The following is a 14180-nucleotide window of genomic DNA, read 5'->3' on the forward strand; positions in this document are numbered from 1 at the left end:
GCGGCTACTCGCCGACGATGGTGATCGACAGCAACCGCTGACCGTCGGGCACCGCCGCTCGGAGCGCGTCCCGCGCGGACGCGTAGTCCGCGCCGTCCGCCTCGATCTCGCTCACGGCGGCGAGGCGGATCTTCGCTGTGGCGATGACCCGGCCGCCGCGCGGCATCGCGTTGTGCACCTGGAGAAGCTCGTAGCCCTCGGGGACCTGCTCCTCGACCAGCGCCCGCGCGGTCTCGGCGTCGTCCGCCTCGGCCGTGAGGTCGCTGGTCTCGCTGCTCTGCACCATTCCGCGGACCTTCATGTCTCCACGCTAGCGCCTTATACACCCGCACTGTTCACGCGGCTCCCAGTCGCCGTTCAGACGGGAGGAGTGGGCTGAGCTCATGGAAATCGCATACACCGCCATCGCCCACGCCTCCGGAGGCGGACGCGACGGACACGTCCGCAGCGAGGACGACCTGATCGATCTCGACACCCGCCCGCCGCGTGAGCTCGGCGGCTCCGGCGAGGGCACCAACCCCGAGCAGCTCTTCGCCGCCGGCTTCGCCGCCTGCTTCCTCAGCGCCCTGCACGCCGTCGGCCGCGCCGAGAAGCAGAACACCACCGACGCGGGCGTCTCGGCCAGCGTCGGCATCGGCCCCAACGGGGAGGGCGGCTACGGCCTGGAGGTCGAGCTCGACGTCTACGTGCCGAACGTGAGCCGCGAGGTCGCCGAGCAGCTCGGGGAGAAGGCCCACCACGTGTGCCCGTACTCCAACGCCACCCGTGGCAACATCCCCGTCACGATCACCATCGTCGACTGACGGACCGTTCGCCGCCGCCGCCCGCCGAAGTTCACGTCGTTGCGCTTATTTCGCGCTTGTGGTGACCACAACGTGAACTTCGGCGGGGCGGTCAGACGGTGACGCGGCCGACCTTCTCCGTCTTGTCCCAGCGGGCCTCAGCGCCCGCGAGCTCCTTGAAGTAGGAGTCGAACGTGATGGCGCACAGCAGCGAGCCGTACCCGGCGAGGTAGATGAGGATGGGGGCCAGCCAGCGGAGCGGCCTGCGCTTCTCGACCACGCGCGCGAGCCACGCGACGAGCATCGAGAACGGGATCCAGATGTAGATCAGGAGGGTGAGGACGAAGACGGTCGAGTCGCTTAGTTTTGCACCGAACGCGCCGGGCAGCCACACCAGCATGAGCGTCGGGAACAGAGCGGTGACCATGACCAGCATGTTGATGATCCCCGGGAACAAGAGGACATGGCCGAGCGCGTGCAGGGAGGTGCGGCTGTCGGTCTGCGATCCGAGTATCAGCACGAAGAGGTACGCGAGCGCGGCGCTGATCCACAGTGCCCGGAACACCCCCGTCGCGAACGGGAACTGCAGGAACAGCAGCCCGGCGAGCCCGATCGCCGACAGGATCATGATGAGGGGCAGCAGCCACAGGCTGAACCAGACGATCCCGAAGGTCCAGGCGCCGAGGTGGTGCACCTTCGACGGGCGGAACCAGACCTTCGAGTAGCGGGCGGTCACGGTCACGTTGCCGCGCGCCCAGCGCAGCCGCTGCTTCCACAGTGCGTCGACCCGGCTCGGCTCCTCGGCGAGCACGTGCGCGTGCGGCTCGAAGACCACTTTGCGCCCCTTGAGCTGCGTCTCGAACGTGGTGATGGTGTCCTCGGCGAGTGAGGAGGTGTCGATGCGGCCGCCGATAGCCACGAGGTTCTCGCGCGAGTGCAGCTGCGCGCCGCCCGCGAGGCACGCCTGGGCGCCGAGCACGTTCTGAGCCCGGCGCGCGGCGGGCTGCGACAGCACGTATTCGACGCCGATGAACTTGGTGAGGTAGTTGCGGCCCTGGGTGCTGCCCTCGCGGATGTACGCGGAGACGGCGCCCACCTCGGGGTCGGCGAGGTGCCGGGTCATGCGGCGCAGGGAGTCGGGGAGGTAGATGACGTCGGCGTCCATCACCAGGAGCGCCTCCATCCAGTCCTCGTCGAGGATGCGGCTGATCCCGTGGTTGAGCGTGTGCGCCTTGCCTTGCCCGCCCTGGTCGCGCCGGAGCAGGAACACGTTGCCCGGGTACTGGGCCTCGCGGCTGCGCACGACGTCGGGGGTGTCGTCGGTGGAGGCATCGTCGACCACGTAGATGCGCAGCGCCTCCTTCGGGTAGTCGAGCTTCATGAGACGGTCGATGGAGGCGCCGATCACGGCGCCCTCGTTCCAGGCCGGCACGACGATCGCGACTCGCGGCAGGAAGGGGGCGGCCTTCTTGTAGTGGTTGAACCACGCGTGGAACGGGATGACGAAGAACGTGGCCGCGGCTGCGATCACGGGGATGAATCCCGTCAGCGCCAGGATCAGGCAGACGACGACGCCGATCCACTGCAGGACGCTCAATACATCCACCCGGAAACTCCCCTCGTCTACCCGCAACCCTACAGCGGGGCATGCGGAGCGGACAGAAGCGGGCCCCCGCCTGTGGAGGGGGCCCGCTTCTGTACAGGGGCTAGGAGCGGGGTGCTCCGAGCGTGCCGCCGGCCGCCAGCTTCATGAGGTCGGAGTCCAGGTCGATCCCGAGCTCGTTGCCGCCCGCCGAGCCGAACTCGTGCTGGTAGTGATCCCACGAGGCATCGGTGATCTTGGCCTCCACCTCGCTCTCCATGAGCACGACCAGCTCGCGCGCGGCCCGGTCGATGCGCTTGCCGAGCGACTTGTCCTGCCAGTCCTCCGTCGACGCGAACACCGATGTGGGCGTGGTCATCGTGCGGAGGAAGGCGAACATCGAGCGCATCTGCTCGTCGACGACGAGCGCGTGCCGGGCGGTGCCGGCGGTCGCGCCGAGCACCACGGGCTTCGCGATCAGGAGGTCGTTGTCCAGCACCTGGAAGAACGAGCTGAACAGCCCGCTCGGGCCCGCCTTGTAGACGGGTGCCGTTGCGATGATGCCATCCGCCGCCTTCAGTGCCTCGACCGCCTTCGTGAACTTCGGTCCGAGGTGACCGGAGGCGAGTGCCGCCGGCAGCTCGGGCAGCAGCTCGCGCAGGTCGAGGTGCTGCGTCTCCACGGTGCGGCCGTCACGCTGGGCGGCGGCCTCCACCCGCAGGGCCAGCCGGTCCGCCAGCATCTTGGTGGACGACGGGTCGCTCACGCCGGCGTTGACCACCACCACGAGGAACGGGCGCTGCTCGCTGTTCGTCATCATGTCCTTCTCTCGGTTCCGGTCCGCCTCGCCCCTCAGAGGGAGGGGAAGGTGGCCTGGAACTGCTCTTCGGTGTCTTGGTAGGGGGAGGCGCCGGTCACGTTGTCGCCGCGGTTCGCGTTCGGGCGCGGCTGGCGCGGCTCGGCGTCGCCGTACTTCGCGGCCACCAGGGAGGCGTGGGTCGGGGCCTCGGGGGCCTCCGGGTCCTTGCGGGCCTCGGTCTCCTTGCGGAGCACGGGGATGACCTCCTCGCCCAGCAGGTCGAGCTGCTTGAGCACGGTGCTGAGCGGCAGGCCGGCGTGGTCCATCAGGAACAGCTGGCGCTGGTAGTCGCCCGCCCACTCGCGGAAGGTCAGCGTCTTGTCGATGACCTCCTGCGGGCTGCCGACGGTCAGCGGCGTCGCCTCGGTGAACTCCTCCATGGTCGGGCCGTTGCCGTAGACGGGCGCCTCGTTGAAGTAGGGGCGGAACTGGTCCTTGGCGTCCTGCGAGTTCTTCGCGATGAAGGCCTGGCCGCCGAGGCCGACGATCGCCTCCTTCGCGGTCCCGTGGCCGTAGTGCTCGAAGCGCTCGCGGTAGAAGGCGATCAGCCGCTGGTAGTGCTCCTTGGGCCAGAAGATGTTGTTCGCGAAGAAGCCGTCGCCGTAGTACGCGGCCTGCTCGGCGATCTCAGGGGTGCGGATGCTGCCGTGCCAGACGAACGGCGGCACGTCGTCGAGCGGGCGCGGGGTGGAGGTGAAGCCCTGCAGCGGAGTGCGGAACCGTCCCTCCCAGTCCACGACATCCTCTCGCCACAGGCGGTGCAGGAGGTTGTAGTTCTCGAGCGCGAGGGGCAGGCTCTGGCGGATGTCCTTGCCGAACCACGGGTACACCGGGCCGGTGTTGCCACGGCCGAGCATCAGGTCCATGCGGCCCTTGGAGAGGTGCTGCAGCATCGCGTACTCCTCGGCGATGCGCACCGGGTCGTTCGTGGTGATGAGGGTCGTGGAGGTGGTGACCGTCAGGGTCTTCGTCAGGGCCGCGATGTGCGAGAGCAGGGTCGTGGGCGACGAGGAGAAGAACGGCGGGTTGTGGTGCTCGCCGATCGCGAACACGTCGAGCCCGACCTCCTCCGCGTGGGTCGCGATCTTCACGATCGCGTCGATCCGCTCGGCCTCGCTCGGGGTGTGGCCCGAGACCGGGTCACGGGTGATGTCGCTGACGGAGAAGAGTCCGTACTGCATGGCTGGCTCCTTGTGGGTTTCGTCTCGCCGTTTCTATGCAAACGCATATAACGCGGAGGCTGCCGAAGTATTCCCGACCCCCAGTCTGGCCTCCAGAAGGGAGATCCGGCCAGCTTTCGAAAAGCTGCGGACAGAGTGCGACGCCGCGTCCGATTCCCGCGAGCCGGCGTCGGCGGCATTCGCTACTGTCGCTTTCGTGAAGGTCGCTCTGCAGTTCGTCGCCATGGGGCTCATCTGGGGCGCCAGCTTCCTGTTCATGAAGGTCGCGCTCGAGGGCGTCTCCTTCGGCCAGGTCGCCTGGGCGCGGCTCGTGTTCGGAGCGATCACGCTCGGAGTCATCGTGCTCGTCGCGCGGAGCCGGCTGCCGCGGGAGCCGATCGTCTGGCTGCACTTCACGGTGGTCGCGATCACCTACTGCGTGGTCCCGTTCCTGCTCTTCGCCTGGGCGGAGCAGTATGTGTCGTCCAGTCTGGCCAGCATCTACAACGCGGTCACGCCGATCACCACCGCCATCCTGGCGACCGCCGCCTTCCGTGTGGAGAAGCTCAACCGCGACCAGGTGCTCGGCGTCGCGATCGGCGTGGTCGGGGTCGTGGTGGTCGTCGGCCCGTGGACCGTCGCCGCGCTCAGCGGCAGCCTGTGGGGCCAGCTCGCGTGCCTGGCCGCGGTCACCTGCTACGGCTTCAGCTTCGGCTACATCCGACGGTTCATCAGCCACCGGGCCATCTCCGCCACGACGACGGCGTTCCTCAACATCGGGATCGCCGCGGTCATCATGGTCCTCCTGACGCCCGTCGTCGCGTGGGGACCGGTCGAGTTCAGCTGGCCGGTGCTGCTCAGCCTGCTGGCCCTCGGGATGCTGGGCACCGGCGTCGTCTACATCTGGAACATGAATGTGCTGCGCGCGTGGGGACCGACGGCCACCTCGGGCGTGACCTACGTGACACCCGTCGTCGGCGTCGCACTGGGCATCCTCGTGCTCGGGGAGCACCTCAGCTGGAACGAGCCCGTCGGCGCGCTGATCGTGCTCGCCGGAATCCTGCTCACGCAGCAGCGAGTGCGCATCTTCTCGCGCAGGCAGGCCGAACTGGCCGGTCAGCGCAACGCGTAGGGATTCGTGTGACCGAACGTGAACAGCGGGGTCGCATCCTGTCGCTCCGGAGGCTCCAGAGCGACAGAGTGCGACCCCGCTGCTCAGAGGCCGGGGGACGTCAGGCGACGACCGGGCCGAAACGCTCGGGGAGGGTGGAGCGGTGCGTCGCGCGCAGCTCCTCCAGGCCGATCGTGAACTGGTCCTGCACCTCGAGCACGGGCTGAGTGCCCACCTCGGCGTCCGTGACGCCGATGCGCAGGAGCGGCACGCCGCGGCCCTCGCAGAGCCCGCGGAACTTCACGTCGTCCTCGCGCGGCACGGAGACGATCACGCGCGCGGTGGACTCGCTGAACAGTGCGGTCGCCGCATCCACGCCATCGCGCTCGGCGATCTCGCCCAGCCAGACGCGGGCACCGACGCCGAAGCGCATGACGCTCTCGGCGAGGGCCTGCGCGAGGCCGCCGTCGGCGAGGTCGTGCGCGGAGGAGACGAGCCCCTCCACCGACGCGGCGTGCAGCGTCTCGGCGAGCGTGCGCTCGGCGGCGAGGTCGACCGCGGGCGGGCGTCCGCCGAGGTGGCCGTGCACGGTGCCGGCCCAGGCCGAGCCGTCGAGCTCCTCGCGGGTGATGCCCAGCAGGTAGATGTTCTCGCCCTCGTCCTGCCATCCGGCGGGGATGCGGCGCGCGACGTCGTCGATCACGCCGAGGACGCCGACGACCGGGGTCGGGAAGATGGGGACGTCGCCGGTCTGGTTGTAGAAGGAGACGTTGCCGCCGGTGACCGGGATCTCGAGCTCGAGGCAGGCGTCGGACAGGCCCTCGACGGCCTGCGAGAACTGCCACATGACCTCCGGGTTCTCCGGGCTGCCGAAGTTGAGGCAGTCGGTGACCGCGGCGGGCACGGCGCCGGACGCGGCGACGTTGCGGTAGGCCTCGGCGAGGGCGAGCTTGGCGCCCTCCTTCGGGTCGAGCTGGCAGTAGCGGCCGTTCGCGTCGGTCGCGATGGCGAAGCCGAGGCCGCTCTCCTCGTCGACGCGGACCATACCGGCGTCGTCGGGGAAGGCGAGCGCGGTGTTGCCGCCGACGAAGTAGTCGTACTGGTCGGTGATCCAGCCCTTGTCGGCCAGGTTGGCGGAGCCGAGCAGCGCCAGCACCTGCTCACGGAGGGCGTCGCCGTCCTGCGGGCGCGGGAGGCGGGAGGCCGAGTCGGCCTGCAGTGCGTCGATCCAGGCCGGGTAGGCGACGGGGCGCTCGTAGACCGGTCCGTCGACGGCGACGGTGCGCGGGTCGACGTTGACGATCTCCTCGCCCTTCCAGTTGATGACCAGGCGGCCGGTCTCGGTGACCTCGCCCAGCACGCTGGTCTCGACATCCCACTTGGCGGTGACGGCGAGGAAGGCGTCGAGCAGCTCGGGCTTGACGACCGCCATCATGCGCTCCTGGCTCTCCGACATGAGGATCTCCTCGGCGGTGAGCGACGGATCGCGCAGCAGGACCTTGTCGAGCTCGACGTACATGCCGCCGTCGCCGTTGGAGGCGAGCTCGCTGGTCGCACAGGAGATGCCGGCCGCACCGAGGTCCTGGATGCCCTCGACGAGCTTGTCGCGGAACAGCTCCAGGCAGCACTCGATGAGCACCTTCTCGGCGAACGGGTCGCCGACCTGCACGGCCGGCCGCTTGGTCGGACCGCCGGCGGAGAACGTGTCGGACGCGAGGATGCTGGCGCCGCCGATCCCGTCGCCGCCGGTGCGGGCGCCGAAGAGCACGACCTTGTTGCCGGCGCCGGACGCGTTGGCGAGGTGGAGGTCCTCGTGGCGCAGCACGCCGACCGAGAGCGCGTTGACCAACGGGTTGCCCTGGTAGATCGGGTCGAAGTAGGTCTCGCCGCCGATGTTCGGCAGGCCGAGGCAGTTGCCGTAGAACGAGATGCCGGAGACGACGCCGTGCACCACGCGGGCGGTGTCCGTCTCGTCGATCGCGCCGAAGCGCAGCTGGTCCATCACGGCGACCGGGCGCGCGCCCATCGAGATGATGTCGCGCACGATGCCGCCGACTCCGGTCGCGGCGCCCTGGAACGGCTCGATGTAGGAGGGGTGGTTGTGCGACTCGACCTTGAAGGTGACCGCCCAGCCCTCGCCCACGTCGACCACGCCGGCGTTCTCGCCCATACCGACCATGAGATTCTTCTTCATGGCGGGGGAGACCTTCTGGCCGAACTGGCGCAGATAGATCTTCGACGACTTGTAGGAGCAGTGCTCCGACCACATCACCGAGTACATCGCCAGCTCGCCGCTGGTGGGGCGGCGGCCGAGGATCTCGCGGATCTTGGCGTACTCGTCCTCCTTGAGGCCGAGGGCCGCGAACGGCTGCTCCTTCTCGGGAGTCTCGATCGCGTTCGCGACGGTGTCGACGACGTGCTGGGCGGTGGTCTCGGTCACGCGGGCACTCCAGGCTGCAGGCGGAAGCGGGGGATGGAGGCCAGTCTACCGGCGTTAGGCGGGACAGTATTCGGAGGGGATCGTGGACGACGGGCCGACGGTGATCGCATTCACCTTGTCGTGGAGCGTGCCGAACACGATCCAGGTGCCGTGACCCCCGTCGATGCCGTAGTAGTTGGCGACGTCACCGTACGATCCGGTCAACGGGATCCCTGGATACGCCGCGAGAAGCTCCGCGGTCGTCGAGCCGATTCCAATACCGCGGTCCGTACGCGGTGTCGCCAGGGTCTTGTCTCCGCCGACATCGAAATTGAAGCCGACATGGATGTTGCCAACCTGATCGCCGCTCGCGGTGGTCTCGAACGCGGTGAGTGACAGGCCGTCCGGCGCGACGAGATCCAGCTGGGCCGGGCGGCAGATGTCGTACGTCTCGTCGGACATCGTGGGTGTGACGCCGTTCACTTCCGTCAGGGGCAAGCCGAGCTTCACCGGCCCGACACCGTCGAATCCGATCGTCCAGGTGGCGGGGTCGGCCGGATCGAGCGTTGACGTGGGGGTGGGTGTCGGGGTGGGGGTGGGCGTCTCGGTCGGAGTCGGGGTCGGCACGAGGGTCGGGGTGGGGCTTGCCACGGGCACCGGGTCGAGGAGGCCGGTGCTGAGCGCGTAGGCCACGCCGCCACCGGAGATGCCGACGGCCAGGAGCACGAGGGTCACCACGAATGCCGTGCGCTTGCGGCCGCGGCCGGCGCGCTGCGTGGCGGCCGTGGTCACGATGAGGTCGCGGATCGCCGCCTTGCGGCGTGGGTCGAAGGTGGGCTCGGTCATCGCTCTCCTCCGTTCTTCCGGTCGTTCGTATCGGTGGCGCCGTTCTCGCCGAGCAGCTCTGCGAGGCGCGACTTGGCGCGGGACAGACGGGATTTCACCGTCCCGGGGGCGACCCCGAGGGCCTCGGCGGCGTCCGTCGTGCTCAGCTCCTCGAACACGCAGAGCGTGATGATGTCCTGGTCGCGCTTCGGGAGGCGGGCGAGCGCGGCGCGCACGGAAGCGCGGCGCGCGTCGGTGTCGAGCCGGTCGTCAACCACCCCGGAATGGTCGGGGGTGTTCTCGGGTGCGGGGAGGGTGCCGAGCGCCTCCCGGTAGCGTCGCGATGAGCGCAGATGGTTGCGGTGCACGTTGTTCGCCGTCACGAGCAGCCAGCCGATGACCGACCCGTTGACCACGCGCATCGCATCGCGTCGCCGCCATGCCTCCAGGAAGACGATCGCAGTGACGTCTTCGGCGTCGTGCACCGACGACGTCAGCCGCAGGGCCTGCCGGAACACGCGGTCGTGGTGCAGATCGAACAGCGCGCCGAACGCGTCGGCGTCGCCGTCATGGATGCGATCGAGCACTGCGGGCTCGTCGAGCAGGAATCCCCTCACATTCTTATAGTGTCCGAAACCCCGCGCGTGGTTCCCGAACGGCCTCCCGTCGCATTACCTTGACGCTCGAGGAGGCCCGCCATGCCTGTGCCACGGCCGTCGCAGGAGACACTGGCGTTGTTCCGCTCGGTCGTCCCCGAGGCGCCCGGCGTCACCGTCAGGCCGATGTTCGGGAACGTCGCGGCGTTCGTCAACGGCGCCATGTTCGCCGAAGTCGCCGAAATCGCGGAAGCGCGCGGACTAGCGGGCGCCACGCGCCCGCGCGGCGCCCAGCGTCAGGTGTCGAGCTCCACGATCTCCGCGGTCGGGGCGTTGCGCTGCACGGACTCGATGCCGTTCTTCGCGCCGGACTTGCTGGCGTAGCCCTCGGAGGTCGCGATCGTCTCCCCGTTCGCGGCCTTCAGCCGGAAGCGGTACTCGCCCGCCTTGTCTTTGTAGAGCTCGAAGCTGCCTGCCATGGTGCCCTCCGTCGTCGATGATCGGTGCGGACAGGCGACACGGTAGCGGGTCGAGCGGCGCGCGGGGAGTCCCGATTCAGGACAGCTTCGGAGGTCCGATCACGAGCAGGGCCGCCATGATGACGACGGCGAGGACCGCGAGGGAGGTGGCCAGCACGGCGACGTGGGTCAGCATCCAGCGGAACAGCCTCCCGAACCAGGTGTGATCGCGCGGGTCGTCCGTCGGCGTCGTGCGCCAGCCGCCGTCGAGCCGGCCGGTGCGGTCGGCCCAGAGATCGAACGGGACGGTGGCGTACGGGATGACGGCGGTCGCGACGGCGAGCACGATGAGTCCCGGTCGCCAGCGCTGGTTGACACCGATGAGGGCGGCCGTGATCGCGTAGGCGATGAACACGAAGCCGTGGATCGGGCCGGCCACCGCGACGGGCCAATCGCCGACCCCGACCGCGTACTTCAGCAGCATCCCCGCGAGGAGGAGGGTCCAGGTGATCGCCTCGGCGACGGCGAGGATGCGGTAGAGCAGGCGGGGAGTCATCCCTCCAGCCTGGCCGCTCCCCGCCGCCGGCGAATCACCCGAAAGTACGAACGCGCTCCTCGAGCTGGTCGACGTCGCGCGCGGCGCCCTTGTCGGCGGAGAGCGCCATCGCCGCGTACGCGCGGAGCGCCGCCGACACCGGGCGGTCGCGGTCGAGGGGCCGGTAGCCGCGGCCGGCCTCGAGTGCATCGCGGCGGGCGTCGAGCACGGCGTCCGGCACATCGAGGCGCAGGGCGCGGGTGTGCACGTCGATGCTGATGATGTCGCCGTCCTCGACGAGGGCGATCAGGCCGCCCGCCGCCGCTTCGGGGGAGACATGCCCGATGGACAGGCCGGAGGTGCCGCCGGAGAAGCGGCCGTCGGTGATGAGCGCGCACTTCGCGCCCAGTCCGCGCCCCTTCAGGAACGACGTCGGGTACAGCATCTCCTGCATCCCGGGACCGCCGCGCGGCCCCTCGTAGCGGATGACGACGACGTCGCCCTCCTTCACGCGCTTGCCGAGGATCGCCTCGACCGCGGCCTCCTGCGAGTCCACCACGACGGCGGGTCCGGAGAAGGTGAGGATGCTCTCGTCCACGCCGGCGGTCTTCACCACGGCGCCGTCCGGCGCGAGGTTGCCGCGCAGGATGGCCAGGCCGCCGTCCTTCGAGTACGCGTGCGCCACATCGCGAATCACGCCGGTCGACGCGTCGAGGTCGAGCTCGTGCCAGCGCTCGGACTGCGAGAAAGCGGACGACGAGCGCACCCCGCCGGGAGCCGCGTGGAACAGCTCGATCGCTTCGGGGGTCGCGGAGCCGCCGCGGATGTCCCAGTCGGCCAGCCAGTCCTCGAGTGTCGCGGCGTGCACGCTGTGGACGCCGCGATCGAGCAGGCCGGCGCGGTCCAGCTCGCCGAGAAGGGCCGGGACGCCTCCGGCACGGTGCACGTCCTCCACCAGCGCGGCGCCGTTGGGGGCGACCTTCGACAGGCACGGCACGCGACGCGAGAGGGCGTCGATGTCGGTCAGGTCGTAGTCGATCCCGCCTTCGCGCGCGGCGGCCAGCAGATGGAGGATCGTGTTGGTCGACCCGCCCATCGCGATGTCGAGGGCCATGGCGTTGCCGAAGGCGGCGCTGGTCGCGATCGAGCGCGGCAGCACGGACACGTCGTCCTGGTCGTAGTAGCGGTGGGCGAGCTCGACGGCGGTCGCGCCGGCCTTCTCGTAGAGAGCGCGTCGCGCGGTGTGGGTCGCCAGCGTCGAGCCGTTGCCGGGCAGCGCGAGGCCGAGCGCCTCCGTGAGGAAGTTCATCGAGTTGGCGGTGAACATCCCGGAGCACGAACCGCAGGTCGGGCAGGCGTTCTCCTCGATGCGGAACAGATCGGTGTCGCTCACGCTGTCGTTCGCGGAGTCGGCGATGGCCGAGATGAGATCGAGCGTGCGTACGGTCCCGTCGACGAGCGTGGTGCGGCCGCCCTCCATCGGGCCGCCGGAGACGAAGACGACCGGGATGTTGAGGCGCAGCGCCGCGAGCAGCATGCCCGGCGTGATCTTGTCGCAGTTGGAGACGCAGACGATCGCATCGGCGCAGTGCGCGTTGACCATGTACTCGACCGAGTCGGCGATCAGCTCGCGCGAGGGCAGCGAGTACAGCATCCCGCCGTGGCCCATCGCGATGCCGTCGTCGACCGCGATCGTGTTGAACTCGCGGGCGATGCCGCCGGCGTCGTGGATGGCCTGCGAGACGATGCGGCCGACCGGCTGGAGGTGCGTGTGGCCGGGGACGAACTCGGTGAAGCTGTTCGCGACCGCGATGATCGGCTTGCCGAAGTCTTCGCGGGCGACGCCGGCGGCGCGCAGCAGTGCGCGGGCGCCGGCCATGTTGCGGCCGTGCGTGACAGTGCGTGAACGGAGCGGAGGCATACCCCCATCCTTCGGTCGTCCGAGCGGGAGGGGAAGTCAGCATCGCTCCTAGTAGTGGGAGCACTAGTATCGACGCCATGCCGGAGACCGAGGACCGCCGCCGTGAGCTCGGGCGCTTCCTGCGCTCCCGCCGTGAGCAGGCGCCACGCGCCGACTACGGCCTGCCACCGGTGGGGCGCACGCGCGACCGCGGCCTGCGGCGGGAGGAGGTCGCCTACCTCTCCGGCGTCAGCGTCACCTGGTACACGTGGCTCGAACAGGGGCGCCCGATCAACCCGTCGCGGTCGGTGCTCGACGCGGTCGCCCGCACGCTCCGCCTCCCGCCGCCGGAGCAGGAGCTCGTGCTCTCGCTCGCCGGGTTCGGCCTGACGCCGACGGTCGCGGCGCGCGCGGTGGAGGACGCGCCTCCCCACCTGCAGCGCCTGCTCGACGCGATCGACCCGAATCCGGCGTTCGCGCTCGCTCCCGACTGGGGGATCGCGGGCTGGAACGCGGCCTATGAGCGCCTGTACCCGCGGGTCGGTGCCGTGCCTCCCGAAGACCGCAATCTGCTCTGGCTGGTCTACACGGACGACGCCGTGCGCGACCTGCTGCCGGACTGGGATGTGACCAGCGCGCGCTTCCTCGCCGAGTTCCGGGCGGAGACCGGCGCGCGGGCCGGGGATCCGGGCGTGCGGGCGCTCGTGGAACGGTTGCGTGCGGCGAGCCCGGAGTTCCGCGCCGCGTGGGAGCACTACGACATCAGCGGGTTCGCATCCCGTGAGCGCTTGTTCCGCCTCCCGGACGGCGTGAGCGCGCGGTACGAGCACCACCAGCTCACCCCGACCGACCACCCCGAGCTGCGCCTGGTGATCTACACCCCGCTGGCGTAACATCGCCGCTCCGGGCGCGAGGCGGCCCAGAGTCGGCCGCCTCGGTGCGAGACGGCCCAGAGTCGGCCGCCTCGGTGCCCCGGCTACGCCTCGACGAGGGCGGAGCGGATGACCGAGGTGAAGAAGGTGAGGCCGTCGACACCGGAACGCATCGCGTCGCGGGTGTCGGGGCCGAAGCCGGGCTCGACCGCGTGCTCGGGGTGCGGCATGAGGCCGACCACGTTGCCGCGCTCGTTGCGGACGCCCGCGATGTCGTTGAGCGACCCGTTCGGGTTGACGCCCCGGTAGCGGAACGCCACCAGTCCCTCGCCCTCGAGGCGCTTCAGCTCCTCGGCCGACGCGATGAACCCGCCCTCGCCGTTCTTGAGCGGGATGACGATCTCCTGGCCCTGCTCGAAACCGTTCGTCCACGGGGTGTCCGTGTTCTCGACGGTCAGCGCCTGGTCGCGGCGGATGAAGTTGCCGTGGTCATTGCGGATGAGGCCGCCGGAGACGAGGTGCGCCTCGGCGAGCATCTGGAATCCGTTGCAGATGCCGAGCACGGGCATCCCCGTGCCCGCGGCGTCGACGACCTCGGTCATGATCGGCGAGAGGCTCGCGATCGCGCCGCAGCGCAGGTAGTCGCCGTAGCTGAAACCGCCCGGGAGGACGAGGGCGTCGACGCCCTGGAGGTCGTGCTCGCCGTGCCACAGCGCGACGGCCTCGGCCCCGGCGAGCCGCACGGCGCGCAGGGCGTCGCGGTCGTCGAGCGAACCGGGGAAGGTGATGACGCCGATGCGCATCAGGCGTCCGCCTCGTCGGGGTAGTGGATGCCCACGACGTCCTCGATGACGGAGTTGGAGAGGATCTCGTCGGCGATCTCCTGGACCGCGGTGCGGGTGGCCTCGTCGATCGGGCCCTCGACGGTCAGCTCGAACCGCTTGCCGACGCGGACGCCGGAGAACTGGCCCTTCCCGATGCGCGCGAGGGCGCCGGCCACGGCCTTCCCCTGCGGGTCGAGCAGCTCCGCCTTCGGCATGACTTCCACAACGATCGTCGACAAAGGTGCGCTCCTGCTCGC

15 protein-coding genes are annotated in these 14180 nt (G+C 69.8%); 3 read left to right on the forward strand and 12 right to left on the reverse strand.

Features of this window, described 5'->3' with window-relative positions:
- Window positions 1–4: 4 nt before the first annotated feature.
- Entirely contained in the window at window positions 5–301 is a 297-nt protein-coding gene (locus tag LLS1_RS02785) for a hypothetical protein (RefSeq protein ID WP_226653497.1), read from the reverse strand.
- Between the two features lie 82 nt (window positions 302–383).
- Between LLS1_RS02785 and LLS1_RS02790 the strand changes: the two genes are divergently transcribed.
- A complete protein-coding gene (locus tag LLS1_RS02790; RefSeq protein WP_226653498.1) occupies window positions 384–803 on the forward strand; it encodes an organic hydroperoxide resistance protein in 420 nt (139 codons plus the stop codon).
- 91 nt (window positions 804–894) lie between these two features.
- On the opposite strand, the gene LLS1_RS02795 is transcribed toward LLS1_RS02790, so the two are convergent.
- The 3 genes from LLS1_RS02795 to LLS1_RS02805 all read right to left on the reverse strand — a co-directional run bounded on the left by LLS1_RS02795 (window position 895) and on the right by LLS1_RS02805 (window position 4404).
- Entirely contained in the window at window positions 895–2388 is a 1494-nt protein-coding gene (locus LLS1_RS02795) for a glycosyltransferase (protein WP_226653499.1), read from the reverse strand.
- Between the two features lie 100 nt (window positions 2389–2488).
- Entirely contained in the window at window positions 2489–3181 is a 693-nt protein-coding gene (locus LLS1_RS02800) for a CE1759 family FMN reductase (RefSeq protein WP_226653500.1), read from the reverse strand.
- Between the two features lie 35 nt (window positions 3182–3216).
- A complete protein-coding gene (locus LLS1_RS02805) occupies window positions 3217–4404 on the reverse strand; it encodes an LLM class flavin-dependent oxidoreductase (RefSeq protein WP_223358270.1) in 1188 nt (395 codons plus the stop codon).
- Between the two features lie 196 nt (window positions 4405–4600).
- Here LLS1_RS02805 and LLS1_RS02810 point away from each other — a divergent pair, with 196 nt between their 5' ends.
- A complete protein-coding gene (locus LLS1_RS02810) occupies window positions 4601–5515 on the forward strand; it encodes a DMT family transporter (RefSeq protein WP_226653501.1) in 915 nt (304 codons plus the stop codon).
- Between the two features lie 100 nt (window positions 5516–5615).
- Here LLS1_RS02810 and purL read toward each other — a convergent pair whose 3' ends face one another.
- The 6 genes from purL to ilvD form a co-directional block, all read right to left on the reverse strand.
- Entirely contained in the window at window positions 5616–7934 is a 2319-nt protein-coding gene (gene purL / locus LLS1_RS02815) for a phosphoribosylformylglycinamidine synthase subunit PurL (RefSeq protein WP_226653502.1), read from the reverse strand.
- 54 nt (window positions 7935–7988) lie between these two features.
- On the reverse strand, window positions 7989–8759 hold the full coding sequence (locus LLS1_RS02820; RefSeq protein WP_226653503.1) for a hypothetical protein: 771 nt from the start codon (window positions 8757–8759) through the stop codon (window positions 7989–7991).
- The gene (locus LLS1_RS02825) at window positions 8756–9355 is read right to left on the reverse strand and encodes an RNA polymerase sigma factor (protein WP_226653504.1); all 600 of its coding nucleotides are present in this window, start codon (window positions 9353–9355) and stop codon (window positions 8756–8758) included. Before LLS1_RS02825 ends, LLS1_RS02820 begins: the two co-directional genes overlap by 4 nt.
- Before the next feature lie 275 nt (window positions 9356–9630).
- Window positions 9631–9813, reverse strand: coding sequence for a YegP family protein (locus LLS1_RS02830; protein WP_226653505.1), 183 nt, complete (start codon window positions 9811–9813; stop codon window positions 9631–9633).
- A gap of 76 nt (window positions 9814–9889) precedes the next feature.
- Entirely contained in the window at window positions 9890–10348 is a 459-nt protein-coding gene (locus tag LLS1_RS02835; RefSeq protein ID WP_226653506.1) for a DUF3817 domain-containing protein, read from the reverse strand.
- A 34-nt stretch (window positions 10349–10382) separates the two neighbouring features.
- Complete coding sequence (ilvD, locus tag LLS1_RS02840; RefSeq protein WP_226653507.1) at window positions 10383–12248, reverse strand: dihydroxy-acid dehydratase; 1866 nt, start codon at window positions 12246–12248, stop codon at window positions 10383–10385.
- A gap of 77 nt (window positions 12249–12325) precedes the next feature.
- On the opposite strand from ilvD, the gene LLS1_RS02845 reads away from it, so the two are divergent.
- A complete protein-coding gene (locus LLS1_RS02845; RefSeq protein ID WP_226653508.1) occupies window positions 12326–13120 on the forward strand; it encodes a helix-turn-helix transcriptional regulator in 795 nt (264 codons plus the stop codon).
- An 83-nt stretch (window positions 13121–13203) separates the two neighbouring features.
- Here LLS1_RS02845 and purQ read toward each other — a convergent pair whose 3' ends face one another.
- Both purQ and purS read right to left on the reverse strand, forming a co-directional pair.
- Window positions 13204–13902: a phosphoribosylformylglycinamidine synthase subunit PurQ gene (gene purQ / locus LLS1_RS02850; protein ID WP_223358263.1), complete on the reverse strand. Its 699-nt coding sequence runs from the start codon at window positions 13900–13902 to the stop codon at window positions 13204–13206.
- The gene (gene purS / locus LLS1_RS02855) at window positions 13902–14162 is read right to left on the reverse strand and encodes a phosphoribosylformylglycinamidine synthase subunit PurS (protein WP_226653509.1); all 261 of its coding nucleotides are present in this window, start codon (window positions 14160–14162) and stop codon (window positions 13902–13904) included. Before purS ends, purQ begins: the two co-directional genes overlap by 1 nt.
- Between the last annotated feature and the right edge of the window lie 18 nt (window positions 14163–14180).

It is taken from the genome of Leifsonia sp. LS1 (assembly GCF_020521355.1).
Taxonomy (GTDB): domain Bacteria; phylum Actinomycetota; class Actinomycetes; order Actinomycetales; family Microbacteriaceae; genus Leifsonia.

What these genes read in the sequence shown, in the direction of transcription:
- LLS1_RS02785 (WP_226653497.1), bottom strand. Translation starts at nt 301, where the DNA reads ATGAAGGTCCGCGGAATGGTGCAGAGCAGCGAGACCAGCGACCTCACG.
- LLS1_RS02790 (WP_226653498.1), top strand. Translation starts at nt 384, where the DNA reads ATGGAAATCGCATACACCGCCATCGCCCACGCCTCCGGAGGCGGACGC.
- LLS1_RS02800 (WP_226653500.1), bottom strand. Translation starts at nt 3,181, where the DNA reads ATGACGAACAGCGAGCAGCGCCCGTTCCTCGTGGTGGTGGTCAACGCC.
- LLS1_RS02805 (WP_223358270.1), bottom strand. Translation starts at nt 4,404, where the DNA reads ATGCAGTACGGACTCTTCTCCGTCAGCGACATCACCCGTGACCCGGTC.
- LLS1_RS02820 (WP_226653503.1), bottom strand. Translation starts at nt 8,759, where the DNA reads ATGACCGAGCCCACCTTCGACCCACGCCGCAAGGCGGCGATCCGCGAC.
- LLS1_RS02830 (WP_226653505.1), bottom strand. Translation starts at nt 9,813, where the DNA reads ATGGCAGGCAGCTTCGAGCTCTACAAAGACAAGGCGGGCGAGTACCGC.
- LLS1_RS02835 (WP_226653506.1), bottom strand. Translation starts at nt 10,348, where the DNA reads ATGACTCCCCGCCTGCTCTACCGCATCCTCGCCGTCGCCGAGGCGATC.
- ilvD (WP_226653507.1), bottom strand. Translation starts at nt 12,248, where the DNA reads ATGCCTCCGCTCCGTTCACGCACTGTCACGCACGGCCGCAACATGGCC.
- LLS1_RS02845 (WP_226653508.1), top strand. Translation starts at nt 12,326, where the DNA reads ATGCCGGAGACCGAGGACCGCCGCCGTGAGCTCGGGCGCTTCCTGCGC.
- purQ (WP_223358263.1), bottom strand. Translation starts at nt 13,902, where the DNA reads ATGCGCATCGGCGTCATCACCTTCCCCGGTTCGCTCGACGACCGCGAC.